At 68.5% G+C, this 26,395-nt stretch carries 20 protein-coding genes; 11 read left to right on the top strand and 9 right to left on the bottom strand.

What is annotated here, in order from left to right; genetic code table 11:
- Window positions 1-22 precede the first annotated feature (22 nt).
- Complete coding sequence (locus MNR00_RS15740) at window positions 23-1,237, top strand: amidohydrolase (protein WP_241926853.1); 1,215 nt, start codon at window positions 23-25, stop codon at window positions 1,235-1,237.
- 16 nt (window positions 1,238-1,253) lie between these two features.
- Here the strand turns inward: MNR00_RS15740 and MNR00_RS15745 are convergent, their stop codons facing one another.
- The 3 genes from MNR00_RS15745 to MNR00_RS17220 form a co-directional block, all read right to left on the bottom strand.
- Entirely contained in the window at window positions 1,254-1,526 is a 273-nt protein-coding gene (locus MNR00_RS15745) for a hypothetical protein (protein WP_241926854.1), read from the bottom strand.
- 35 nt (window positions 1,527-1,561) lie between these two features.
- Window positions 1,562-2,230, bottom strand: coding sequence for a GTP pyrophosphokinase family protein (locus MNR00_RS15750; RefSeq protein ID WP_241926855.1), 669 nt, complete (start codon window positions 2,228-2,230; stop codon window positions 1,562-1,564).
- A gap of 81 nt (window positions 2,231-2,311) precedes the next feature.
- Window positions 2,312-2,440: a hypothetical protein gene (locus MNR00_RS17220; protein ID WP_277884361.1), complete on the bottom strand. Its 129-nt coding sequence runs from the start codon at window positions 2,438-2,440 to the stop codon at window positions 2,312-2,314.
- A gap of 281 nt (window positions 2,441-2,721) precedes the next feature.
- Here MNR00_RS17220 and MNR00_RS15755 point away from each other — a divergent pair, with 281 nt between their 5' ends.
- The 9 genes from MNR00_RS15755 to MNR00_RS15795 all read left to right on the top strand — a co-directional run bounded on the left by MNR00_RS15755 (window position 2,722) and on the right by MNR00_RS15795 (window position 13,934).
- Complete coding sequence (locus tag MNR00_RS15755; RefSeq protein ID WP_241928870.1) at window positions 2,722-4,695, top strand: APC family permease; 1,974 nt, start codon at window positions 2,722-2,724, stop codon at window positions 4,693-4,695.
- A 165-nt stretch (window positions 4,696-4,860) separates the two neighbouring features.
- Window positions 4,861-4,950, top strand: coding sequence for a potassium-transporting ATPase subunit F (locus tag MNR00_RS15760; RefSeq protein ID WP_241926856.1), 90 nt, complete (start codon window positions 4,861-4,863; stop codon window positions 4,948-4,950).
- Window positions 4,950-6,632: a potassium-transporting ATPase subunit KdpA gene (gene kdpA, locus MNR00_RS15765; protein ID WP_241926857.1), complete on the top strand. Its 1,683-nt coding sequence runs from the start codon at window positions 4,950-4,952 to the stop codon at window positions 6,630-6,632. Before MNR00_RS15760 ends, kdpA begins: the two co-directional genes overlap by 1 nt.
- A 1-nt stretch (window position 6,633) precedes the next feature.
- A complete protein-coding gene (gene kdpB, locus MNR00_RS15770; protein WP_241926858.1) occupies window positions 6,634-8,781 on the top strand; it encodes a potassium-transporting ATPase subunit KdpB in 2,148 nt (715 codons plus the stop codon).
- A 30-nt stretch (window positions 8,782-8,811) separates the two neighbouring features.
- Window positions 8,812-9,423, top strand: a complete 612-nt coding sequence (kdpC, locus tag MNR00_RS15775; protein ID WP_241926859.1) for a potassium-transporting ATPase subunit KdpC — start codon at window positions 8,812-8,814, stop codon at window positions 9,421-9,423.
- Entirely contained in the window at window positions 9,420-11,948 is a 2,529-nt protein-coding gene (locus MNR00_RS15780) for a DUF4118 domain-containing protein (protein WP_241926860.1), read from the top strand. Before kdpC ends, MNR00_RS15780 begins: the two co-directional genes overlap by 4 nt.
- Complete coding sequence (locus MNR00_RS15785) at window positions 11,945-12,616, top strand: response regulator (protein WP_241926861.1); 672 nt, start codon at window positions 11,945-11,947, stop codon at window positions 12,614-12,616. The genes MNR00_RS15780 and MNR00_RS15785 overlap by 4 nt, the downstream gene beginning before the upstream one ends.
- Before the next feature lie 72 nt (window positions 12,617-12,688).
- Window positions 12,689-13,288 carry an NADPH-dependent FMN reductase gene (locus MNR00_RS15790; RefSeq protein WP_241926862.1) on the top strand — a complete coding sequence of 200 codons (600 nt, stop codon included), beginning with the start codon at window positions 12,689-12,691 and terminating at the stop codon, window positions 13,286-13,288.
- Window positions 13,289-13,340: 52 nt separating this feature from the next.
- Window positions 13,341-13,934, top strand: coding sequence for a GNAT family protein (locus MNR00_RS15795; RefSeq protein WP_241926863.1), 594 nt, complete (start codon window positions 13,341-13,343; stop codon window positions 13,932-13,934).
- A 42-nt stretch (window positions 13,935-13,976) separates the two neighbouring features.
- Here the strand turns inward: MNR00_RS15795 and MNR00_RS15800 are convergent, their stop codons facing one another.
- From MNR00_RS15800 to MNR00_RS15825, 6 genes are all read right to left on the bottom strand, one after another.
- Window positions 13,977-16,208: a heavy metal translocating P-type ATPase gene (locus MNR00_RS15800; protein ID WP_241926864.1), complete on the bottom strand. Its 2,232-nt coding sequence runs from the start codon at window positions 16,206-16,208 to the stop codon at window positions 13,977-13,979.
- An 88-nt stretch (window positions 16,209-16,296) separates the two neighbouring features.
- Window positions 16,297-18,642, bottom strand: a complete 2,346-nt coding sequence (locus MNR00_RS15805; RefSeq protein WP_241926865.1) for a heavy metal translocating P-type ATPase — start codon at window positions 18,640-18,642, stop codon at window positions 16,297-16,299.
- Window positions 18,643-18,698: 56 nt separating this feature from the next.
- Window positions 18,699-19,655 (bottom strand): heavy-metal-associated domain-containing protein, encoded by a 957-nt coding sequence (locus MNR00_RS15810; protein ID WP_241926866.1) that lies wholly within the window; start codon window positions 19,653-19,655, stop codon window positions 18,699-18,701.
- Complete coding sequence (locus MNR00_RS15815; protein ID WP_241926867.1) at window positions 19,655-19,864, bottom strand: heavy-metal-associated domain-containing protein; 210 nt, start codon at window positions 19,862-19,864, stop codon at window positions 19,655-19,657. Before MNR00_RS15815 ends, MNR00_RS15810 begins: the two co-directional genes overlap by 1 nt.
- A gap of 91 nt (window positions 19,865-19,955) precedes the next feature.
- On the bottom strand, window positions 19,956-22,856 hold the full coding sequence (locus MNR00_RS15820) for a LuxR family transcriptional regulator (RefSeq protein ID WP_241926868.1): 2,901 nt from the start codon (window positions 22,854-22,856) through the stop codon (window positions 19,956-19,958).
- Window positions 22,857-22,906: 50 nt separating this feature from the next.
- Entirely contained in the window at window positions 22,907-23,170 is a 264-nt protein-coding gene (locus MNR00_RS15825) for a hypothetical protein (RefSeq protein ID WP_241926869.1), read from the bottom strand.
- Between the two features lie 236 nt (window positions 23,171-23,406).
- Here MNR00_RS15825 and MNR00_RS15830 point away from each other — a divergent pair, with 236 nt between their 5' ends.
- Window positions 23,407-26,208, top strand: coding sequence for an immune inhibitor A domain-containing protein (locus tag MNR00_RS15830; RefSeq protein ID WP_241926870.1), 2,802 nt, complete (start codon window positions 23,407-23,409; stop codon window positions 26,206-26,208).
- Window positions 26,209-26,395 lie beyond the last annotated feature (187 nt).

The following is a 26,395-nucleotide window of genomic DNA, read 5'->3' on the forward strand; positions in this document are numbered from 1 at the left end:
TGCCAGTGGCTATGCTCTGGTCATGAGCATCGACCTGGAAGCGCTGTACATCGATCTGCACCGGCACCCTGAGCTGTCGTTCCAGGAGACCCGCACCGCCGGCGTCGCCGCCGCGCACCTGCGCGATCTGGGGCTGGAGGTGCACGAGGGCATCGGCATCACCGGTGTGATCGGCGTGCTCGGCAATGGTGAGGGACCGGTCGTCTGGCTGCGCGCCGACATGGACGCCCTGCCCGTCACCGAGGAGACAGGACTCCCCTACGCCTCCACCGCGACCGGCGTCGACCCTGACGGCGAGACCGTCGGCGTCATGCACGCCTGCGGTCACGACATGCACGTGACGGCGATGATCGGCGCCGTCGAGCGCATGGTCGCAGAGCGCGATCAGTGGAGCGGCACGGTGGTCGTGGTGATCCAGCCCGCCGAGGAGTACGGCGCCGGCGCCAGGGCGATGCTCGACGACGGCGTGCTCGACCGCTTCCCGCGCCCCGACATCGTGCTCGGCCAGCACGTCACGCCGTTCCCCGCCGGCATGTTCGGCGTGCGTCCAGGGCCGCAGATGTCAGCATCCGACGGCCTGCAGGTCGTCCTGCACGGACGCGGCGGACACGGCTCACGTCCGCATTCCACGATCGATCCGATCGTGATGGCAGCGGCGACGATCATGCGCCTGCAGACCGTCGTCTCACGCGAGGTCGACCCGCACGACCTCGCGGTGGTGACGGTGGGCGCGATCCATGCCGGCACGAAGAACAACATCATTCCCGCGGATGCCACGATGCAGCTCAGCCTGCGCTACCCGGACGATCAGTTGCGCGACAAGGTTCTCGAGAAGGTCGAACGCGTGATCAGGGCCGAGGCGATGGCGTCCGGCGCCGAGCGCGAACCCGAGATCTCGACCCTGCACACGCTGCCGGCGACCGTCAACGACGCCGATGCCACGGCGCGCGTCACGGCGGCGTTCGCGTCGGTCTTCGGCGAGCAGGCCGTCATCGATCCCGGCCTGTTCACCGGCAGCGAGGACGTGTCCTGGTTCGCGCGCGATGCCGAGGTGCCACTGGTGTTCTGGTTCTGGGGTGGTGCGGATCCGGCCGAGTATGCCGCGGCGATCGCGAACGGAACCGTCGACAGCAGCATCCCGACCAACCACTCGCCGTTCTACGCGCCGGTCATCCACCCGACCATCGAGGCGGGCGTGACGGCACTCGTGACCGCGGCGCGGGAGTTCCTCGACTGAGCTTCAGAACGAGAACTCAGAGCGGGCGGGCGGTGATCGCCTCGCGCTCGTAGTTGCGCCGCAGGGTGCGCAGGCAGCGTGAGCAGAGGATCTCGACGACGCGCGGGTGCTGTTCGCCGCACGTGCAGTCGACGCTCACCCGCCAGCGAGCGCGTCGCCCGCAGGCGATGTACTCGGCCTCGGTGCCGTGGTCGCATTCGCAGCGCGGTTTGCCGTCGCCGTCCAGCGAGGGGAGCTCACTGAGGTCGACGGACTCGTCGATCTGCTCGTCGGTTTCAGTCGCATGCATCCCAGATATCATCCCACCCGCGCAGCGAGAGCGGATCAGGCCTCGATGACGCGCTGGTTCACCTCGTGGGCCTCGCGGTGCAGGCGCTCCATGCGATCGTCGAGTTCGCCGGCAGCATCCGCCGCATCCGTCAGGCTCTGCACGAGGTGCTCTGGCACCCGACCCGAGAACTTGTAGTGGATCTTGTGCTCAAGGCTCGCCCAGAAGTCCATCGCGATGGTGCGGAACTGCACCTCGACGGGCACGGCCACCGTGCCCGTCGACAGGAAGACGGGCACCTCGACGATCGCGTGCAGGCTGCGGTAGCCGTTCGGCTTGGGGACCGAGATGTAGTCCTTGACGATGCGGACGGTCACGTCGTCCTGCGCGGTGAACAGGTCGAAGAGGCGGTAGACGTCGCTGACGAAGCTGCAGGTGATCCGCACGCCGGCGATGTCGGTGATCTCCCGCCGGATGCTGGCGAAGTCGGCGTCGATGTCACGCCTGGCGACCTTCTCGACGATGCTGTCCGGTGACTTCAGCCTGCTCTTGACGTGCTCGATCGGGTTGTAGGCATGCATGTGCGTGAACTCGTCCTGCAGGATCGAGATCTTCGTCTCGACCTCGCGCATGCCGAACTCGTACTCGCGCAGGAAGCGCTGGAACTCGTCCCGCAACTGCCTGGCCTCAGCGATCGCCGCGTCGTCGACGGGAAGCGTACTCATGCCATCGACGCTACGCGCCAGGTTTCGGAATCGGCTGGGTACTTCGACATCCGCTCGGCGCTCTTTCGGCAGTGCGCCCGTTCACACCGCCACCGAGAGCGCTGCCGTGCAGCCGGCAGCGACGCTGCCGGACATCGTCGCGATCTGCAGCACGCCGCCGTCGTCGCCGAACGTCTCGAACACCGCCACGGCCGTGCTGATGTCACCCATCGCGATCTCGACCGCCCTTCATCTCGGCGTCTTCGCCGTGCCCGTTCGCGATGATGGTCGTCGTGAGTGTGCTGCTGGTGCCGGTTCTGATGCCCCTGAAGTAGGTGCCGCGGACACACCGCCCGCTGCCACTTGCGCGGCGGGCACCAGCAGGCGTAGTGTCGCCCGTCGTGGCATACGAAGGCCGCGAGAACACGGACGCACCGCAGCTCGCGAAACGACTCATCCTCGGCGAACCGCTCACCAGCGAACAGGTGAACGATCAGCTGCTTCCGAAGCGCATGGCACTGCCGATCTTCGCATCCGACGCACTGAGCTCGGTGGCCTACGGGCCGCAGGAGATGCTCATGATCATGCTGATCGGCGGCACCGCTTTTCTCGCCCTCAGCCCATGGGTCGCCGCGGCCGTCGTGCTGCTGCTGATCGTGGTGGTGCTCAGCTATCGACAGATCATCAAGGCGTACCCCTCTGGCGGCGGTGATTTCGAAGTCGTGCAGAAGAACCTGGGCGAGATCCCCTCGGTCATCGTCGCGGCGGCGCTGCTCGTCGACTACGTTCTCACGGTGTCGGTGTCGATCGCCTCCGGCGTCGACAACATCATCTCCGCGGTGCCCGACCTCGACCCGTTCCGGGTGGAGTTCGCGGTCGGGTTCGTCGTGCTGATCATCGTCGTCAACCTGCGCGGCGTGCGCGAGGCATCCACCGTCTTCGCGATCCCGACGTACATCTTCATCGGGTCGGTGGTCCTGATGATCGGCACGGGCCTGGTCCGGATGATGCTGGGCGATGCTCCGGTGGCATCAAGCGCCGACTACACGGTGCAGGCCGAGAGCCTCAGCCAGGCAGCCATGGTGCTGGTGATCCTGCGCGCGTTCTCGAGCGGATGCTCGGCTCTGACCGGCGTCGAGGCCGTGTCCAACGGCGTGCCGGCGTTCCGGGTACCCAAGGTGCGCAACGCCAAGACGACTCTCGCGCTGATGGGATCGATCGCCGCGGTGCTGTTCGCCGGCCTGACGACCATGGCGCTGGTCTCCGGCGTGCGGTACGCCGAGAACCCGTGCGATCTGATCGGGTTCGACTGCTCCGGCCCGCAGCCGAGCCTGATGGCGCAGGTCGCCGCAGCGACGTTCGGTGCCGGCAGCATCCCATTCTTCATCATCCAGGCGGCGACCGCCTGCGTGCTGCTGCTCGCGGCGAACACCGCGTTCAACGGCTTCCCGCTGTTGGGTTCCGTACTCGCCCGCGAGGGCTACGCCCCCAAGGCGCTGAACACCCGCGGTGATCGGCTGGTGTTCTCGAACGGCATGATCCTGCTCGGCATCGCCGCGATCGGGGTGCTGGTGGTGTTCCAGGCGAACCTCACCAACCTCATCCAGCTGTACATCATCGGCGTGTTCGTGTCGTTCTCGCTGGGGCAGATCGGCATGGTGCGACATTGGAAGCGCCTTGCCCGCGAGATCGTCGCCGAGGGTCGTTCCGTGCCGCGCGACGTGTACACCGGCATGTCGGTGAACCTGGTCGGGGCGATCATGACCATCTCGGTGCTGATCATCGTGACGATCACGAAGTTCACCCACGGGGCGTGGCTGGTGTTCCTCGCCATCCCCGTGCTGGCCCTGCTCATGCTCGGCGTGAAGCGGTACTACCGCGATGTCGAGCACGAGATCGCGATCGACGACACGACGCACTTCGGCTCCACCGGCGACGTGGCGATCGTGCTCGTCAGCCGCATGCAGAAGCCCGTCATCAAGGCCCTGGACTACGCGCTGGCGGCGAAGCACGAGAAGACCGTCGCGCTGCATGTGGCGCTCTCGCACGAAGACGGTGCTGAGCTGCAGCAGCAGTGGCTGGCGCACGCCATCCCGATCCCGCTGGTCATCGTCGAATCGCCGTTCCGCACGTATGCGCAGCCGGTTGAGCACTTCATCCGCGAATACCGCGAGAAGCACGGACCGTCGGTGGTGACCGTGTACCTGCCGCAGTACATCGTGGGCCACTGGTGGGAGAAGCTGCTGCACAACCGCCGCGCCCGCCGCATGGCGAACCAGCTGATGATGATCCACGGTGTGACGATCACGCTGGTGCCGTGGCTGCTCGACTCGTCCGAGCTGATCTACGGCCGCCGATCGCGCCCGATGCTCGGCCAGGAGCGGGCCGGCCGACCTGTCGAGCTGTACCCGCGTCCGCCGCGCACCGACCGTCGCGCGCAGCGACCGGCTGGGCCCCCGGATGCCGGTGACTCGACGCGCTCGTGAGCGAAGCGCATGCATCCGCCCGACGGGCGTAGGGAAACCGTGAGGATCGGGTTCTCCCGCCGTTGAGCGGAGTGAGATCGATCATGTGCTCGATCTCATTTATCTCGCGCTGACCGCGCTGATCTTCGCCCTCGTCTCGCTCGTCGCGAAGGGGGTGGAGCGGCTATGACCGCCTTCGACATCGCGGGGGTCGTGCTCGGCCTGCTCGCGATCGGCTACCTGCTGGTGGCCCTCATCGCCCCTACGAGGTTCTGATGGGCGCCGCTGACATCTGGTTCGGAGTGCTGCAGGCCGCGACGCTCGTGCTGATCCTGGCGCTGCTGTACCGCCCGCTCGGCGACTACATCGCCCGCGTGTACAGCGGCGCGCGTGACCTGCGCGTCGAGCGCGGGCTGTACCGGCTGATCGGCGTCGACTCGGCTTCCGAGCAGACCTGGCGGGCCTACGCCCGCGCGCTGCTGCTGTTCTCGGCCGGCGGGATGCTGCTGGTCTACCTGCTGCAGCGGACGCAGCAGCTGCTGCCGCTCTCACTCGGCCTGCCCGCCGTTCCGGAGGGGCTCGCCTTCAACACCGCGGCGTCGTTCGTGGCGAACACGAACTGGCAGTCGTACTCCCCAGAGCAGACGATGGGCCACCTGGTGCAGTTCGCGGGCCTGGCGGTGCAGAACTTCCTCTCCGCTGCGGTCGGCATCGCCGTGGCGGTCGCCCTCGTTCGTGGCTTCGCGCGCCGCGATTCGGCGACGATCGGCAACTTCTGGGTCGACCTCACGCGCGGCGTGATCCGCCTGCTGCTGCCGATCTCGGCGATCGCGGCCATCGCTCTCATCGCCGGTGGCGTGGTGCAGAACCTCTCGGGATTCACCGAGGTGCACACGCTGACCGGCGGCCTGCAGCAGATCCCGGGCGGTCCGGTGGCCTCGCAGGAGGCGATCAAGCTGCTCGGCACCAACGGCGGTGGCTTCTACAACGCCAACTCGGCGCATCCGTTCGAGAACCCGACGCCGTGGACGAACCTGCTCGAGATGGTGCTGATCCTGGCCATCCCGTTCTCGCTCCCCCGTGCTTTCGGCCGGATGGTGGGCGATGACCGCCAGGGTTACGCAATCGTGTCGGTGATGGGGGCGCTGTTCCTCGCGTCGACGACGATCCTCTCGATGCTCGAGCACTCCGGCCACGGACTCGCATCGCAGCTCGCCGGCGCGGCGATGGAGGGCAAGGAGCAGCGCTTCGGCATCCTCGGCTCGACTCTCTTCGGCAGCGCGTCGACTCTGACCTCGACCGGTGCCGTCAACTCGATGCACGACTCGTACACGGCACTCGGCGGCATGATGCCGATGCTGAACATGATGCTCGGCGAGGTCGCCCCTGGCGGCGTCGGATCGGGTCTGTACGGCATGCTGGTGCTCGCCGTCATCGCGGTGTTCGTCGGCGGCCTGCTGGTCGGGCGATCGCCCGAGTACCTCGGCAAGCGCATCGGGCCGCGAGAGATGACCCTCTCCAGCCTGTACATCCTCGTCGTGCCGGCACTCGTCCTCGGCGGCACCGCGCTGAGCTTCGCGATCCCAGGCATCCGAGACGAGGTGGTGAGCACCAGCATCCTCAATCCGGGCCCACATGGTCTCAGCGAGGTGCTCTACGCGTTCACCTCGGCCGCGAACAACAACGGCTCGGCCTTCGCCGGACTCACCGCGAACACCGCGTGGCTGAACACCGCCCTCGGTGTGGCAATGCTGCTCGGTCGGTTCATCCCGATCGTGCTGGTGCTGGCTCTGGCAGGGTCCCTGGCCGCTCAGCAGCACGTGCCAGAGACCGTCGGAACCCTGCCCACGCACCGGCCGCTGTTCGTGGGCCTGCTCGCGACGGTCGCCGTCATCATCACCGCACTCACCTACTTCCCCGTGCTCACGCTCGGGCCGCTCGCAGAAGGACTGGTCTGAAATGACCCTCACCGACACTCGATCGGATGCCCCGGCATCCACGTCAACGACCGGAAAGCCACCCCGCGCGTTCGGCGCCGCGCAGCTCGCGGCCGCCATCCCCGGCGCGCTGGGCCGACTGAACCCCGCCAGGCTGCTGCGCAACCCGGTGATCCTGCTGGTCTGGGCCGGTGCCGCGTTCACGACCGTGCTCGCGATCGCCGAGCCGTTCCTGGCCGAGCCGGATGCCGGGATCCCGGCCGGCTTCACCTGGGCGATCGCCGCGTGGCTGTGGCTCACAGTGGTGTTCGCCAACCTCGCCGAGTCGGTCGCCGAAGGCCGGGGCAAGGCGCAGGCGGCCAGCCTGCGGAAGACCCGCACGACGACCACGGCGCGGCGGGTGGATGCCTACGACCCGGCCGACCCGCTCGCGTCGCAGGCGGCCGTGGCAGAAGTCGCCTCGTCCGACCTGCGACTCGGCGACACCGTGATCGTCACGGCGGGCGAGCTGATCCCCGGCGACGGCGACATCGTGGCAGGCATCGCGACGGTCGACGAGTCGGCGATCACCGGTGAGAGCGCACCGGTCATCCGCGAGTCCGGCGGCGACCGCAGCGCGGTGACCGGCGGCACCAGGGTGCTCTCCGACCGCATCGTCGTGCGGATCACCTCGAAACCAGGCGAGACGTTCGTCGACCGGATGATCGCTCTCGTCGAGGGCGCGAACCGGCAGCGCACGCCCAACGAGATCGCTCTGAACATCCTGCTCGCGAGCCTGTCGATCGTGTTCCTGTTCGTCGTGCTGGCATTGAATCCGATCGCCTCCTATGTCGCCTCGCCGGTCAGCATCCCCGTCCTGATCGCGCTGCTCGTGTGCCTGATCCCGACCACGATCGGCGCGCTGCTCAGCGCGATCGGCATCGCCGGGATGGACCGGCTCGTGCAGCGCAACGTGCTCGCGATGTCAGGGCGGGCCGTCGAGGCGGCCGGCGACGTGTCGACCCTGCTGCTCGACAAGACCGGCACCATCACGTACGGCAACCGCCGGGCCGACGACGTCCGTCCCGTCGCGGGCACGGATGCCGCCGAGCTGCTGCAGGCCGCCGCGCTGTCGTCGCTCGCCGACCCGACGCCGGAGGGCGCGTCGATCGTCGACCTGGCCGCTGCGCGCGGGGTCGTCGTCACGGCGCCGGCGGATGCGGTGACCGTGCCGTTCACCGCGCAGACCCGGATGAGCGGGCTCGATCTGCCCGACGGCCGCATGATCCGCAAGGGCGCAGGATCCGCGATCCGCTCGTGGCTCGAATCGCTGGGCGGGGATGCCGGGGATGCCGGCGCCGAGGCGGCCCGCGCTGCTGACGAGATCGCCGCCTCGGGTGGCACGCCGCTGGTCGTCGCCGTCGCGACCTCGCCGTCGACGAGCTCAGCGCCCCGCATCCTCGGCGTCGTGCATCTCAAGGACATCGTGAAGGACGGCCTGCGCGAGCGCTTCGACGAGCTGCGCGCGATGGGCATCCGCACCGTCATGATCACGGGCGACAATCCGCTGACGGCCGCGGCGATCGCGCAGGAGGCCGGGGTCGACGACTTCCTCGCGGAGGCGACCCCGGAGGACAAGCTCGCCCTCATCCGGCGCGAGCAGCAGGGCGGCCGGATGGTGGCCATGACCGGTGACGGCACCAATGACGCCCCCGCGCTCGCGCAGGCCGACGTCGGCGTCGCGATGAACACCGGCACTTCGGCGGCCAAGGAGGCCGGAAACATGGTCGACCTCGACTCCGACCCGACCAAGCTCATCGAGATCGTGCGCATCGGCAAGCAGCTGCTGATCACCCGCGGCGCACTGACGACGTTCTCGCTGGCGAACGACATCGCGAAGTACTTCGCGATCATCCCGGCGATGTTCATGACGGCGCTCCCCGGGCTCGCGGTGCTGAACATCATGCAGCTGCACTCGCCGGCATCCGCCGTGCTCAGCGCGATCATCTTCAACGCGATCGTGATCGTCTTCCTCATCCCGCTCGCGCTGCGCGGCGTGAAGTACCGACCGGCGAGCGCGGCGCGGATGCTGCAGCGCAACCTGCTGATCTACGGCCTGGGCGGCGTGATCGCCCCGTTCATCGGCATCAAGCTCATCGACCTCGTCGTCAGCCTCATCCCCGGCTTCTGACCCACGACAGCATCCTCGAAAGGATCATCCATGTCGAACATCCGCACCACCGCCCGCACCGCGGGTGTCGCGATCCGCGCCGTGCTCGTGATGACCGTGCTGCTCGGACTCGCCTTTCCGCTCGCCATCACCGGGATCGGTCAGGTCGCCTTCCCCACACAGGCGAACGGCTCGCTGATCCGCTCGGACGGCAGCCCCGTCGGCAGCGCACTTCTCGGGCAGTCGTTCAGCGACAAGGACGCCAAGCCTCTTCCGCAGTACTTCCAGTCCCGCCCTTCGGCCTCGGCCTACGACGCAGCTGCGTCCGGTGGCAGCAACCTCGGCCCCTCCAACGCCGACCTGATCGCCGCGATCGAGAAGCGCCGCACCGACATCGCAGAGTTCGAAGGCGTCGATCCGGCCGTGATCCCGGCGGACGCGCTCACCGCCTCCGCCTCTGGTCTTGACCCGCAGATCAGCTCGGCCTACGCCCTGCTGCAGGTGCCGCGGGTGGCCGCAGAGCGCGGGATGAGCGAAGATGACGTTCGTGCGATCGTCGAATCGCACATCCAGGGGCCGGACCTCGGCTTTCTCGGGGAGGAGCGGGTGAACGTGCTGCAGCTGAACCTCTCCCTCGACGCGGCCACCGGAACCCGCGGATGACCAGAGGGCGTCTGCGGGTGCTGCTCGGCGCCGCCCCCGGCGTCGGCAAGACGTTCGAGATGCTCGCGGAGGGCCACCGGCTGGCCGCTGAGGGTCAGGACATGGTTGTCGCGATCGTCGAGACGCACGGCCGCACGGCGACTGCGGCGCAGCTGGTCGGGCTCGAGCAGGTGCCGCTGCGCACCGTGCGGCATCGGGAGGTCGAACTGCGCGAACTCGATCTAGAGGCCGTGCTGATCCGCGCCCCGCAGGTCGCCCTGGTCGACGAGCTCGCGCACACGAACGCCCCCGGCACGCCGCACGAGAAGCGCTGGCAGGACGTCGAGGCGATGCTGGATGCCGGGATCGACGTCATCACGACGGTCAACGTGCAGCACATCGAGTCGCTGAACGGGGTGGTCGAGAAGATCACCGGCGTCGCCCAGCAGGAGACGGTGCCAGACGAGGTGGTGCGTGCCGCCGACGATGTCGAGGTGGTCGACCTCGCCCCGCAGTCATTGCGCGACCGGCTGTCGGCAGGGTCGGTGTATCCGGCCGAGCGGGTGGATGCCGCACTGTCGAACTACTTCCGGCTCGGCAATCTCACGGCGCTGCGCGAGCTCGCGTTGCTGTGGCTGGCCGACGAGGTCGACAGCGCCCTGCGCAGCTACCGCACCACACACGGCATCGACGCCGCCTGGCAGACCCGCGAGCGCGTGGTCGTGGCGCTCACCGGCGGGCCGGAGGGCGAGACGCTGCTGCGCCGCGGCGCGCGGATCGCGGCACGGTCGGCAGGTGGCGAGCTGATGGCCGTGCATGTGCTGGCTCAGGACGGCCTGCGTGCAGACGCTCCCGGTGCCCTGACCGCCCAGCAGCGTCTGGCCACGGCGCTGGGTGGCAGCTACCACCAGATCGTCGGCGATGACGTGCCGGAGGCGCTGGTGGACTTCGCGCAGTCGGCGGATGCCACGCAGCTGGTCATCGGCGTGAGCCGCCGCGGCAGGCTCGCCGCCGCGCTCACAGGACCAGGCATCGGCGCCGAGGTGATCCGCCGCTCCGGCGACATCGACGTGCACATCGTCAGCCATGCCGCCGCCGGCGGACGGGTCGCGCTGCCGCGCATCACCGGTGGGGCGCTCGGCTGGCGCCGCCAGCTGCTCGGGCTCGCGGTCGCCCTGGTCGGCGGACCGCTGCTGTCGTGGATGCTGTACTCGCTGCGCAGCCCCGCCTCGATCACGTCCGACGTGCTCGCGTACCAGCTGCTCGTCGTCGTGGTGGCGCTCATCGGCGGCATCCGACCCGCCCTGTTCGCGGCCGTGCTCTCAGGACTGACGCTGGACTATCTCTTCGTCGAGCCGCTGTTCACCGTGACGATCTCCGACCCCCTGCATGCACTCGCGCTCGTGCTGTACGTCGTGATCGCGGTGCTCGTGAGCATCGTCGTCGACCAGGCCGCCCGTCGGGCGAGGGCCGCGCGCCGGGCATCCGCCGAGGCGGAGCTGCTCGCGGCGGTCGCCGGCAGCGTGCTGCGCGGCGACAGCGCACCGCTCGCTCTGGTGAGCCGCGCCCGCGAGACCTTCGGGTTCAGCGGGGTGCGGCTGCTGGGCCTCGACGGCACCGTGATCGCGACCGACGGCGAGCCGCTGCCCGACCAGGCGCCGATGATCATCCCGGTCGGACCGCACGAGGCACCCCGCGCCTTCCTCGAACTGCACGGCAGCGAACTCGATGCGCCGGCGCGACGGCTGCTCGATGCGATCGTGGCGCAGCTGGCGGCGGCGATGGAGCACACCGACCTCGCCGCCACGGCGCGGCGGGCCGATGTTCTCGCCGAGACCGACCGGGTGCGCAGCGCGCTGCTCTCGGCGATCAGCCATGACCTGCGCCGACCGCTGGCTGCCGCCATGGCCGCGGTGGGCGGACTGCGCGGCTCGACCAGGCTGTCACCGCAGGACCGCGCCGATCTGCTCGAGACCGCCGACGAGAGCCTGGGCACATTGTCGAAGCTCGTCACCGATCTGCTCGACGTGAGCAGGGTCGAGGCCGGCGTGCTGGCCGTGTCGCTCGCTCCGATCGATGCCGCAGACGCCGTCGTGGCGGCGCTCGATGAACTCGCCTTTGGACCAGACGAGGTCGAACTCGGGTTGGACGCCGAGCTCCCGCCGCTGCACGCCGACGGCGTGCTGCTTCAGCGCGTGCTGGTGAACGTGCTCGCCAATGCCCACCGGCATTCCCCGTCGGATGCCCGCGTGATGGTCACCACCAGCCGGCTCGGCGCGACAGCCGAGATCCGGATCGTCGACCGCGGTGAAGGCGTGCCACCGGAGCGACAGCAGTCCATGTTCACGCCGTTCCAGCGCGAGGGAGACAACGACAACACCGTGGGACTCGGACTCGGGCTTGCGCTGTCCCGCGGGTTCATGGAGGGCATGGGCGGTAGCCTGACCCCCGAGGACACGCCAGGAGGAGGGCTCACGATGGTGATCGCACTGCCGGTGGCATCCGATTCGGCATCCGACGCTGTCGACGCGAGCGGCGACGCATGAAGCTCCTCATCGCCGATGACGATCCGCAGCTGGTGCGAGCGCTGCGGATCACGCTCGCCGCGCACGGGTACGACGTGGTCGCCGCCGCCGACGGCGCGGCCGCGATCCAGCTCGCAGCGCAGGCGCATCCCGACATCGTGCTGCTCGATCTCGGCATGCCGAAGCTGGACGGCGTGCAGGTGATCCAGGCGCTGCGCGGGTGGACGACCGTGCCGATCCTCGTCGTGTCTGGACGCACGGGTTCGGCGGACAAGGTCGATGCGCTGGATGCCGGTGCCGACGACTACGTCACCAAGCCGTTCCAGATCGATGAGCTGCTGGCCCGGCTGCGGGCGCTGTCGCGGCGGGCGGTGCCGACACCGGGCGACGCCACCGTCGTCTTCGGCGATGTCGTCGTCGATCTCGCAGCCAAAGCGGTGACCCGCGCCGACGCGCACGTGCACCTCACGCCCACCGAATGGCGGATGCTGGAGCACCTCGCCAGGCACCCCGGCGCCCTCGTGACGCGGCAGGAGCTGCTGCGCGAGCTGTGGGGTTCGGAGCAGGTCACCGACACCGGATACCTGCGGCTGTACATGTCGCAGCTGCGCAAGAAGCTCGAGGCCGATCCGGCACAGCCCGTTCATCTGCGCACCGAGCAGGGCATGGGCTACCGGCTGGTCACGTGAGACGCGCACCGCTTGCTCCGGTCGGACCGTCGGAGTAGACCTGATCCCAATACCGCGTGATTGGAGCAGGCCATGACCTACCGCATCGGATACCTCATCGGAAGCCTCGCGAGCGACTCGATCAACCGCGTCCTCTCGAAGGCGCTGGTCAGACTCGCGCCGGAGGACCTGCAGATGGTCGAGATCCCGATCGGCGATCTGCCGCTGTACAACCGCGACGATGAGAACAGCCCTGGTCCTGCGGTGACGGCGTTCAAACAGGCGGTCGAAGGGGCGGACGGGCTGCTGTTCATCTCGCCGGAGTACAACCGCTCGATCCCCGGTGCGCTGAAGAACGCGATCGACATCGGCTCGCGTCCGTGGGGGCACAACTCCTTCGCGCGCAAGCCCACCGGCATCATCGGCGCGTCCGCGGGGGCGATCGGCACGGCGGTGATGCAGTCGTCGATGCGCGGCGTGCTGAGCTTTCTCGACGCTCCACAGTTGAACGCCCCCGAGGCGTACATCCACTTCGATCCGGCGATCTACGGCGCCGACGGATCGGTCGCTGACGAGAGCACTGCGCAGTTCCTCGGGCATTTCATGTCGGAGTACTCGGCGTTCGTGGCGCGGGTGCTCTCGAGTGCGCTGCCCGGACACATGGGCGACTCCGACCCCGACGTCATGCACTGAGCGGCGGGGCGCTTCGCTCTCGTGCGCATCGGCTGGCACATAGTCTGGGGCGATGACCGACCTGCCTGCTGACCCCTGGCCGATCCGCACGCCGCGACTCGAGATCCGACGCTGCACCGTGGAAGATCTCGACGCGGTGTGGGAGTTCCGCCGGATCCCCGAGGTCAACAACTGGCTGGGTCGGGCGCCGGCGACCCGCGAGGCGTTCCACGAGACGTACTCGGAGCCGGAGCGACTGGCGATGACGTTCGTGATCGATCTGCTGCCTTCGTCTGCGGCCGGGGCGCCGAAGGTGATCGGCGACCTGATGGTGAAGATCGAGGACGGCTGGGCGCAGGCCGAGATGGTCGATGAGGCGCGCGGCACGCAGGCAGAGCTCGGCTGGGTGCTGGATCCGGCGTACGCCGGCCAGGGCTACGCGACTGAGGCCGTCCGCGCGGTCATCGACAACTGCTTCGGTGCGCTGGGGCTGCGTCGCGTGCATGCCGGCTGCTTCACGCCCAACGAGCCGTCCTGGCGCCTGATGGAGCGCCTCGGCATGCGCCGCGAGGAGGACAGCCGCAAGACCGGTCTGCACCGCTCAGGCGAGTGGATGGACGGCCTGAACTACGCCCTGCTCGCCGAGGAATGGCCGACCGGGCGCTGAGGCTCTTCCCCGCTCCGCTCCAGGTCGACTCGTTCGGCCGCCTCATCCCCGGATCAACGACTCCGGACGCAGGTCGAGGCGGCGCAATGCCTGCGCGTTGAGCGCGACGACGATGGTCGACAGGCTCATCAGCACAGCTCCCACCGACATCGGCAGCACGAACCCGATCGGCGCCAGAACGCCGGCCGCGAGCGGCACCGAGATCAGGTTGTATCCGGCCGCCCACCACAGGTTCTGCTTCATCTTGCGGTAGCTCGCGTGCGACAGCTCGATCACCGAGATGACCGCCCGAGGGTCGTCGGATGCCAGGATCACCCCGGCCGAGGCGATGGCCACGTCCGTGCCGGCGCCGATGGCGATGCCGACATCGGCCTGTGCGAGCGCCGGGGCATCGTTCACGCCGTCGCCGACCATCGCGACCTTCTTGCCCTCTCGCTGGAGGGCCGCGACCTTTGCGGCCTTGTCCTCTGGACGCACGCCGGCGAACACGCGGTCGATGCCCAGATCCTTCGCCACTGCGTTAGCTACGGCCTCGGCATCGCCGGTGATCATGACCACCTCGACACCGCGAGCGTGCAGCGCGTCGACGGCCTCGCGCGACTCGGCGCGGATCTCGTCGGCGAGCTTCAGCCCGCCGATCACCTCGCCGTCGCGGACGACATGCAGGATGATTGCCCCTTCGGAGCGCCAGTGGTCAGCATCCGACACCTCTTCGGCACCGACCTCGGTGAGCATGTGCGGGCCGCCGACGCGGATCTCGTGGCCATCGACCGTGGCGGTCACGCCGACGGCGGGCGAAGAGCTGAAGCCGACAGCCGGAGCGATCGCGAGGTCGGATGCCGCCCGCATGATCGCCTTGGCCAGCGGATGCTCGCTGTCGGCCTCCGCGGCTGCCGCGAGCGCCAGCACAGCATCCGCGTCCCAGCCCGCGACCGGCGCGATGCCGGTGACGGTGGGCTCGCCCTTGGTGAGGGTTCCGGTCTTGTCGAACAGCACCGCGTCGACCTGCCGCATGCTCTCCAGCGCGAGACGGTCCTTCACGAGCACGCCGGCGCGGGCAGCGCGCTCGGTCGCGATCGAGACGACCAGCGGGATCGCCAGACCCAGTGCGTGCGGGCACGCGATGACGAGCACGGTGATGGTGCGGATCACCGCGGCATCAGGATTGCCGACGATGCTCCACACGATCGCGGTGACCGCGGCGGCGCCGAGTGCGAACCAGAACAGCCAGGCGGCGGCTTTGTCGGCGAGGCGCTGCGCGTGCGAACTCGATGCCTGGGCGTCGGCGACGAGCTTGCGGATGCCCGCGATCGCCGTGTCATCGCCGATGGCATCGACCTGGATGCGGAGCCCGGAGTCTGTGGCGACGGTGCCGGCGGTGACCCGGTCGCCTGTGCCGCGGCCGACCGTGCGGGACTCGCCGGTGAGCATGGATTCGTCCATGCTGGCGCGGCCGTCGACGATCACGCCATCGGCCGGAACGCTGCCGCCGGGGCGGACGATCACGACATCGCCGACCTTGAGGTCTGCAGGGTTGACCGTGACGACTTCGTCGCCCTCGACGCGCTCGGCCTCATCGGGCAGGAGCGCTGCGAGCGAGTCGAGCGCAGAGGTGGTCTGGGCGAGCGAGCGCATCTCGATCCAGTGCCCGAGCAGCATGATCACGATCAGCAGCGCGAGCTCCCACCAGAACTCGAGTTCGTGGTGCAGCAGGCCGAGCGTCGCGCCCCAGGACGCGAAGAACGCCACCGTGATCGCGAGGGCGATCAGCAGCATCATTCCTGGCTTGCCGGCCTTGAGCTCCGAGACGGCGCCGGTCAGGAACGGGCGCCCACCCCACACGTACATCACGGTGCCGAGCACCGGCGCGATCCACTTCGCCCCTGGGAAGTCGGGCACCTGATAGCCGATCAGCATGGCGAACATGCCGCTGAACGCGATCACGGGGATGGCGATCAGCAGGTTGATCCAGAACAGTCTGCGGAACTGGCCGACATGGTCGCCGTGACCGCCGTGACCGCCGTGACCAGCGTGGTTCTCGTGGCCGCCATGCCCCGCGTGCTCGTCGTGACCCGAGTGCGGGTCGTGACCCTCATGAGTCGCGTGCGCGTCATGCACCTCGTGCGCCCCGTGCCCGGAGGACTTCTCGGCCTCGGGAGGAACCTCTCCGTGTGGATGTCCTCCCGAGTGGGAGTTCTCCTCCCGAACCTGCGCTGCCGCGTGGCCCGCGTGCGCGTCGTGTCCGTGCTCGGCGTGGGGGTCGTGCGAGGTCATGGGTGCCTCCTCCGTCGTATCGATCGTTCTCTGGCATCCTCAACCTTAATACCCCCCTGGGGTATTCCGCAACCCTTCGACGAGCTGGCTACTTGAAGCGGCGCAGCCGCAGACTGTTGCCCACCACGAAGACGCTCGAGAATGCCATGGCGGCGCCGGCGAGCATCGGGTTCAGCAGCCCGAGGGCCGCCAGCGGGATCGCGGCCGTGTTGTACGCGAACGCCCAGAACAGGTTGCCCTTGATCGTTCCGAGGGTGCGGCGCGAGAGCCGGATGGCGTCGGATGCTGCGCGCAGGTCACCGCGGACGAGCGTGATGTCCGAGGCCTCGATGGCCACGTCCGTTCCCGTGCCCATGGCCATGCCGAGATCGGCCTGTGCGAGCGCCGGAGCGTCGTTCACGCCGTCGCCGACCATCGCCACGACCTTGCCCTCGCCCTGCAGCCGTGCGACCACGTCGACCTTCTCGGCCGGCAGCACCTCTGCGATCACCTGGTCGATGCCGACCTGCGCCGCGATGTGATCGGCGGCGGCGCGGTTGTCGCCGGTGAGCAGGATCGGCGTGAGTCCGAGCGCCTTCAGGGACGCCACGGCCTCGGCACTGGTCGGTTTGACCTCGTCGGCGACGACGATCATGCCGCGGGCTTCGCCGTCCCAGGCCACGAGCACGACGGTCTGACCGGATGCCTCGGCAGCAGCCTTCGCAACGAGCAGAGCCTCCGACGGGTGGATCGCCCAGTCCGCGAGCAGCGAGACCCGACCGACCAGCATGGCGTGCCCCTCGACGACGCCGGTGACACCTCGGCCCTCGACGTTCTGGAACGACTCCACCGGCGGCAGGTCGGCCACCGCGGGCGCCGGGAACCCCAGACCATCCGCATCCTGATCGGCGTGTTCAGCCCTGGCACTCCGACCCGGGGCCGTCTGGTCTGTGATTTCCAACGTGGCCGATGTACCTGCGGGCGCGAGAGCTGCGGCCTTGGCGATGGCGCGCGCGATGGGGTGCTCACTGGCATCCTCGATCGCGCCGGCCAGGCGCAGCAGCTCGCCAGCATCCACCCCCGTCTCCGGCACGACCTCGACGACGCTCATGCGCCCCTCGGTGACCGTGCCGGTCTTGTCGAGCACGATGGTGTCGACCCGGCGGGTGGACTCCAGGATCTCGGGTCCCTTGATCAGGATGCCCATCTGCGCGCCGCGACCGGTGCCGACCAGCAGGGCCGTCGGGGTCGCAAGACCCAGTGCACACGGGCAGGCGATGATGAGCACTGCGACGGCGGCGGTGAAGGCGGCGGATGCCGGGAAGCCGGCCCCCAGCCACGCACCGAGCGTCGCTACGGCGATGACGATCACGATCGGCACGAAGATGCTGGACACCTTGTCGGCCAGGCGCTGCACCTCGGCCTTGCCGGTCTGCGCCTGCTCGACGAGCTTCGCCATCTGGGCGAGCTGCGTGTCGGCGCCCACGCGGGTGGCGCGCACGATGAGCCTGCCGCCGGCGTTGACCGTGGCGCCGGTGACGGCATCACCCGCGCCGACCTCGACCGGCACCGATTCCCCGGTGATCATCGACTCATCAATGGCCGACGAGCCGGAGACGACCACACCGTCGGTCGCGATCTTCTCGCCCGGCCGCACGATGAACTCGTCGCCGACGCGCAGATCCGCGGTCGGGATGAGCACCTCGGCGCCGCCGCGCAGAACCGCGACCTCCTTCGCGCCGAGTTCGAGCAGGGCGCGCAGCGCCGCTCCGGCGGTGCGCTTGGCGCGCTTCTCGAAGTACCGGCCGGCGAGGATGAACATCGTGACGCCGGCGGCGACCTCGAGGTAGATGTTGGCCGCACCATCGGAGGGGGCGATCGAGAACGTGAAGCCGTGCGTCATGCCCACCTCCCCCGCGGTGCCGAAGAACAGCGCATACAGCGACCACAGGTACGCCGCGGTCGTGCCGAGGCTGACAAGGGTGTCCATGGTGGCCGCACCGTGGCGCAGGTTCACCCATGCCGCCCGATGGAACGGCCAGGCCGCCCACACGATCACCGGCGACGCGAGCACGAGCGACAGCCACTGCCAGTACGGGAACTGCAGGGCAGGGACCATCGCCATCAGGATCACCGGCACCGACAGCGCGATCGACCCGATCAGCCGGTGACGCAGCGAGCGCAGCTCGGGGTCTTCCTCATCGGCATCCGAGTCGGCGGCCGCATCCGGCGCCTTGGGCAGCTTCGCGGTGTATCCGGCGTTCTCGACCTCGGTGATCAGCAGTGCTGCGTCGAGGTCGCCGTCGACGGTCACCTGCGCCTTCTCGGTGGCGTAGTTGACCGTGGCCGTGACGCCGTCGAGCTTGTTCAGCTTCTTCTCGATGCGCATGGCGCACGAGGCACAGGTCATTCCGCCGATCTCGAGATCGATGCTGGACTGCGCTGCGGTGGTCATGATGCTCCTGAGTCGAGTATGCGGGTTCGGGTTCGGGGTCAGTGCTGAGTTCTGCGTCAGTGCTGGTGGTCGTCGGATGCCGGGGCATCCGACTCGCCTGCCGCGCCGACCGTGTCGACGACGAACGGCACGGAGTGCACGGTGTCATCCACCTGGAAGTCGAAGTACAGCAGGTAGCGCCCCGGCGTGGGGACGGATGCCGCGAAGCGGACGTCCGGACCGGACAGGTCACCGGCCGCGGGCGTCGTGCCCTCGGGGTGCACATGCGCATAGCCGAGGTCACCCTGACGCAGCGCGACGAGATGCCCGAATGCACCGAGGTACGGTTCGAGATCGGTGACAGCTGCACCATCCTTGGTCACCGAGACGGTGAGATCGGATGCTGTGCCGGCGACGAGGTCTCCGGTGAGGTGCACGTCGTACCCGGCGACCTGCGCATGCGCGGTGGGCTGCGGGTCGACCGGGGCGAAGGCTCCTGCGACGTCGACGGTGCGGGTGAGGGTGACCCCGTCTGATCCGGATGCTGCGAAGTCGGCGAACAGGCGGTAGCTGCCGCCCTGATCCCAGGACCAGTCGATCGACCAGACGCCCTCGGCGTCGCGCTCGGGGTGCACGTGGCGGAACTGTGTTCCGTCGGTGCGCACCACGATCATGTGCAGCTCCTTGTCGTGCTCGACGTCGTACTCGGTGACGGCGTCGCCGTCGGCATCGAGGATGCGGAAGCTGAGCGGGCCCTGCTCACCTGTCACGCCTGGGGCGTGGACGGTGGCGAGCCGAAAGCCGCCCTCGGCGAGTGAGAGGCCGCCGAGGTGGCCGGCCTGCGACGCGTCAGCGTCGGTGGCCGGCGAAGAGGAATCGTGCGCATTGTGGTCCTGCATGGTGCTCTCCCTGTCGGAGGTGTTCCATCCGGTGGCGATGCCCTCGGGCGCGATGGCGCCCGCTGCGGCTGCGGCAACTCCGAACACCGCCACCAGCCCCGCGGCGAAGAGCCCGAGACGTGCCGCGGCGTTCATCAGGCCGACACTGCCTGGTAGCCGGCCTCATCGACGGCGGCGATGACGGCCGAGGTGTCGACGGGGACGTCTGAGGTGACGAGAAGGCGGCCGGTCTGGTGGCTGACGTCGACACTGTCGACACCGGCGATCTTGGTGACCTCTTCGCGCACGGACATCTCGCAGTGGCCGCAGGTCATGCCGGTGACCTGGAACTCGGTGGTGGTCATGTTCTCTCCTTCGAATGGGTACCCCCTGGGGGTACGTTCTTCAGAGTACTACAACATACCCCCCTAGGGTATTCCTATTCGGCCGGAGAAATCAGACCAGCACGGCTCGATACCGCGCAGCGGCCTCATTTCGAGTGGCGACACCGAGCTTGCGCAGCACAGCGGAGACATGGACGCTGACGGTTTTCACGCTGATGAACAGTCGCTCACCGATCTGCCGGTTGCTCAGCCCTTCGGCCATCAGCGCGAACACCTGAGTCTCGCGCGCCGTCAGCGCAGCGAATCCCTCGGTGGCGTGCTCAGCGGGACCCTGATCCGACAGGCCCCCGGCGTCGATGAGGCCCGCGACCGAGCGCTGCAGACCCGCGTGCTCGTATTCGTCGGCCAGCCCGGCCGACTCTGCCAGGCGCGCGGACGCCTCAGCGCGCCCGGCGCGGTCACCGCCCACCATCAGCGTGCGGGCGAGCTCCTGGCGCAGGATCACCCGGAACAGCACGGGCATGTCGTCCTGATCAGCGACGGCGATACCGGCCCGAAGGGCACTGAGAGTCGCATCGAGCAGCCCGTCGAGCAGCGCCGTCCACCCCTCGGGGCGAAGGTCTGACGGCATGTCCCGCCACGCTGCCCGCACCCGGTCCCCCAGCGCGTCAGCATCCGACTCCCGGCCCTGCGCCCGCAGCATGGCGACCACCCAGCCGCCGTCGAGCAGCAGCCGCGCCTGCTGCCCGAGGCCGGGCCCGGTGTCGTCGAGCATCTGTGTCAGCACCGCCGACGCGGCCGACGCCTCGCCACGGCTCAGGCTCAACACGATCTCGGTGCGCCACAGCGAATACCGCACCTGCCGCTCGGCCTCGGCGATCTGATGCATGCGAGGGCGCCATTCGTCCAAGAGTGCTTGAGCCTCATCGATGCGCCCGCGCCAGGCGAGCGCGCGCACGCGCGTGGCCGTCGTGTACGCGCGGAAAACACGATGCGTGCGGAAGGTCAGGTCCTTGGCGAGCAGCTGTTCGACACGCGAGATCTCGCCCAGCTCCAGCAGCGGTTCGGAGCGGTTCTGCGTGAGCACGGATCCACTGGTGCGCTCGATGCCGAGGCGCCGAGCATCATCGAGCCCGCCCTCGGCCAGCCGCACGGCCTCACGATAGCGGCCGAGGTTGTAGAGCGTGTCCGAGAAGTTGACCCGGTACTTCAGCTGGGCCTCCATGTTCGCCGCGTGCGACCACGCGATGCGAAAATCGGCAAGCCCCGCGTCGACTTCACCCAGGTGCACGCGACTGTTGCCCAGGACGTTCGCCGCGACCGACATCTGCGCATCGTCGCCCGCCAGCTCTGCCACCGTGAACGCCTCTTCGGCGATGCGGATCGCGTCGTCGAGCCGCCCGCCGATCATGTAGCGCGCGGCCAGCAGCGTGAGCAGCACGGCATGCAGGTGCGGCTCGTCGACATCGCTGGCGTCGTACTCGGCGAGCGCCTGCTGGAACGTCTCGATCTGCTGCGGCTTGCCCAGACTGGTCAGGTACATCCCGCGGTCGCGCAGCAGCCGCACCAGCACGCGCGGCTCGACGGTTGTCCGGTCGACCTCCTCGAGCGCCATGTTCACGACCATCAGCGCCCGCTCGCCGTCGCCAGCGTTGCGCAGGATCGACCCGAGCCTCGCCAGCAGCGCGACGTGGTCGGTGCCGGTCACAGCCTCGGCGTCTGGAACCTGATCCCACAGCTCGAGGGCGAGCTCGCCGTAGCGCGCCGCCGTCGAGAATGCGAAGCTGCGCCGCGAGCGGTCCAGCGCGCCGATCGCCGCGACCAGCGCTCGTCGCGGGTCGTGCGCCTGGTGCCAGTGGTACGCGAGCGCCGACTCCTGGCATCCGACGCCCTGCGCTGCGCGCTCTTCGAGCGCCTCGGCATAGGCGCGATGCAGCCGGGCACGCTCGCCGGGCAGCAGGTCGTCGTGCACGGCCTCGCGCAGCAGCGCGTGGCGGAAGCCGTAGGAGTCATCGGCTCGGACCGCCAGGATGGCCACGTTCGCCGCTTCTCGGATGCCATCGTCGAGCCGATCATCGGGCAGATCGGCGAGCCGGGCGAGGAGGTCGTGATCGATGGGCGCGTCGGATCCTGATGCTGTGCGCACCACGCGCTGCGCATCGGCGCTGAGTGCGTCGTAGCGGGCGAGCAGCACTTCGCGCAGCGTCTCGGGGATCGGGCCGAGCGCGTTGCACGAGAGTTCCTCGACGAAGAACGGCACGCCCTCGGCGCGCTCCTGCACACGCTCGAAGACCGCATCGTCGACCGGACCACTGAGGGCTTCGATGAGCGCCCGCACCTCGATGTCGTCGAGCCGCTGCAGGGTGACTCGCTCCATCAGTCGCGCCCGCTCGGTCTCGACGAGGAAGGAGCGCACCGCGGCTCCGCGCCGGACCTCGTCGACGCGGCAGGTGATGACGAAGAGGATGCGAGAGCCGTCGAGCGCCCGCAGCAGGAATGAGAGCATCGCGAGCGTTGCGTCGTCGGCCCAGTGCAGATCCTCGATGAGAACGACGACCGGACGGACGGATGCCGCCGCTTCGAGCAGCGTGACGATCGCCTCGCGCAGCGCCTCAGGAGAATGCACCGCTGGATCCTCGACGGATCCGGTGACGTCCCGCCCGGACAGCGGGCGCAACTCGGGCAGCAGCAGGCGGAGGGCTTCGCGCGCAGGACCCGCAGCGGATGCCGTCGGATCCCCCATGGCTTCGAGCACGCCGCGCAGAACCGCCGGCAGCGGCGCATACGGCGAGGGCGCGAACCCGTAGTCGAGGCACCAGCCGGTGAAGACATCGGCCGTTGCACTCGCCCGCTCGCGGAATTCGCGCAGCAGTCGGCTCTTGCCGATGCCGGCCTCGCCGGCGACCAGAACGGCGCCCGCCTCGCCGGCACCGGCGCGCAGCAGTGCCGCGTCGAGCCGATCCGACTCGACGTCGCGTCCCACCATGTCAGCGGTCGGTGCAATGACGGACATGAATTCATCGTGCCACTGACCACCGACACTGCGGGTCGAATGCGATCCGATCACGCGACCTCCGACGCGACCCGACCGCTGACCGCCGCGCAGGCGGCCCGCTCGCCTCGTGCATCCACGGCAGCCGCCGGATCGACCGCCGGAGCGCGGAGCGCCACGGGGTGGCTGCGATGCAGCATCCGATCCATCCAGCTCCGACGGGCGACGAGACGTTCAGGGTGCTCCTTCGCGATGCGCGCCCGCTCAAGGCGCTGCTCCTGACGCTCGAGGTCGATCTGGCCGACTCGGTGGATGAGGCAGGGGTGCTCGTACATGGATCTCTCCTTCTGACAGCATCCACATTCCTCGCTGAGGCGGCACCGGGGCATCCGACAGGTTCCCTATCTTCGAAGCACCGCACCTCAGGAATCAGACGAAAGTTCTCAAGAACCTCTCCGAAAGTAGCTACCGCCACGCCGTCACCGTCCGGTATTCCAGTAGTCGTGCGTCTGATCGGCGCACACCATCGCGCCGTTGCGACACCCTCGCGCGGCGCGCGAAGGGAGAAGTGATGTCAGAACAATCCGCCCGCACACGAAGGCGTGTCGCGGCGATTTCATCGGCGTTCGCGCTCGTCGCTGCCGGCCTCACCGCCGGTGCGATCCCCGCCATCGCGGCGCCGCCCGCCGATCCGCCACCGCCCCCAGCGACGATCGGCTCCGGCGAGTACTACATGAACTACGTCGCCCCGCGCGCGGAGAGCGCATTCGACACCACCGGTGACATCCGCGTCACCGACGCCAACGGCAACCGCAAGGGTGCGTCCGGCGGCAAGGCGCTGGAGCGCGCGACCGAGCATGATCACAAGTTCGCGCAGGGCAACCCGATGGCAGCGAAGCAGCTGGCCAAGACCGAGGCGAAGTCGATGAAGACGGGCAAGAGCCCCAAGGCACTGAAGAAGTCGAAGACGACTCAGCAGGCCAAGCTGCTCACGATCCTCGTCGAGTTCGACGGCACCGAGGACTTCAGCGATCAGTACGTGCCGACCGAGTTCGGCGCGACGCCGTGCAAGCCCGGTGATGTGCAGGGGCCCGTGCTGCACAACAACATCCCCAACCCCGCGAACGCTTCGCACGAGGACAACAACACGATGTGGGTGTCCGACTTCTCGAGCGAGCACTTCAACAAGATGCTCTTCTCGGACGATGGCATCACCGAGCGCGTGCGTCCCGACCTCACCGGCCCCGACGGCAAGCCCGGCTTCGACATCTCCGGCTACACGATGAAGAACATGTACGAGGAGATGTCACGCGGCGCCTACACCCTCACGGGCGAGGCGACCGAATGGGTCAGCGTGCCGCACTCCGAGGCGTACTACGGCGCCACCCGCTGCTTCAAGAACGACGCAGGCGAGTGGGAGGCCGGCCCCATGCAGGACATGCAGGGCCACCCCGACAACCCGAACGGTCCTGGACAGCTGCCGATCGATGCCGCAGCCGCCCTCGCGGCCGCGCAGCCTGACTTCCCGTGGGCCGACTACGACATCGAGGACCAGGGCGACCGCGACGGCGACGGCAACGTCAACGAGCCGGACGGTGTGATCGACCACGTCGTGCTCGTGCACGCCGGTGAGGACAAGTCCGGTGGCGGCGGAGCCCAGGGCACCTACGCGATCTGGGCGCACTCGTCCGCGGTCGCGGGTGGTGCGTCGATCCCCGGCACCGACCTGAAGATCTCGAACTACATCGTGCAGCCCGAGGACTCCGGCGTCGGCGTGTTCGCACACGAGTACGGCCACGACCTCGGCCTGCCCGACCTGTACGACACGTCGAACGCGGCGAACTCCGACATCGACTTCTGGGATCTGATGAGCTCGGGGTCGCACTCCGGACCGATCTTCCAGTCGATGCCGACGCACATGGGCATCTGGGACAAGTGGGTGCTCGGCTGGGCCGACCCCGAGGTGATCAACCCGGGTGATGGCACCAAGACCGTCAAGGTGGGTCAGACCTCGCGTCCCAAGAAGGGCACCGAGGACGGGATCAAGATCAACCTGCCCGACAAGAAGATCGTGCTGGCCGAACCGCACAGCGGAACCGAGATGTGGTACTCGGGCGCTGACCAGGACTGGGCCGACATCCGGCTCACCCGCTCGTTCGACTCCGTCCCCGCCGATGCGAAGTTCTGGATGTGGAACGACTATGTGATCGAAGAGGACTGGGACTTCGGCTTCGTCGAGGTCTCGACCGACGGCGGTTCGACCTGGACCGAGCAGAAGGTCTACGACGAAGCAGGCGGTCTGGTCAGCACGGACGACGGCTACGGCGACCCGAACAACCGCATGGCCGACTTCGGCGGCAAGAAGTACGGTCTGACCGGGTCGACCGACGGATGGCGTCACGACTACGTCGACCTGTCGGCATTCGCGGGTCAGAACGTCCAGGTGCGTCTGCGCATGGCCACTGACGCCGCCTTCCAGGAGCGCGGCTGGTTCTCGGATGACTTCTCGCTGACCAGCGGATCCGAGACCGTCTGGAGCGACGACGTCGAATCCGGCGACAACGGCTGGACGGCGACCGTGTCGTCGTTCACCGACACGACCGGTGGCGGCTGGATCCAGGACACCGGCACGCAGGTCAAGGCGCAGTACTACATGGTCGAATGGCGCAACCTCGACGGGTTCGACGAAGGCCTGAGGTACGGCTACACCACGGTGTACAGCGACGACGCCTGGAAGGTCGAGAAGGTTCCCTACAACGCGCCTGGCGCGCTGGTCTGGTACCGCGACGCGGTCTACGGCAACACCAACCACGTCACCTCCAACCTGGCCGGACTCCCCAGTTACGGCGCGAAGGGCGGTCTGCTCCTGGTGGACAGCCACTTCGATCCACTGCGTCGCACCGGCGAGGGCGCTGAGATCGACCCGAGCGTGCTGAAGAACCTCTCCAGCCGTGCACAGTCGTCGAACGCGGCCTTCGGCCTGCAGAAGACGTACCAGTTCGAGGACTGCGTGGTCGATGCCTCGTTCAACGAGGGCTGCACGATCCTGAAGCCCCAGGCCGCGGTGAGCACGTTCACCGACAACAAGGGCTGGGCTCCTGGCATCGAGGCACGCGACGACGGGCTGTACTACCGACTGGCTGACGGCTCTGTGGTCGTCCCGTCGGTCGGCAACGCCCCGTACACCACGCGTGTGGTCAACTCGGACGGCACTCCGGCAACGGATCTGTATGGTCTCGACATCGGAAACACCGTGCTCGGCACCGGAAACCCCGCCGACTCCGGCGTGGGCTACGGCACCGTGGTCACGGTGAAGAAGTCGATGCAGAACAACACTGCCGCGCTCATCACGGTGACGGCCCCCAAGGGCTGATCCCCGGGCCCTCCGGGCCCATCCACTGAGAAACCACTCCCCGCGTGAGAAATCACGTGAGGAGTGGTTTTTCGTGCGGCATGTGGTTTCTCGCGCGGGCACGAGAGCGGGGTGGGAGAGGGGCGGATGCTGGATGTGAGCGTTACCTAGAAATCTCTGCTATGGGCATAATCACGGCCACCCCTGG

It is taken from the genome of Microbacterium sp. H1-D42, from assembly GCF_022637555.1.
Taxonomy (GTDB): Bacteria; Actinomycetota; Actinomycetes; order Actinomycetales; family Microbacteriaceae; genus Microbacterium.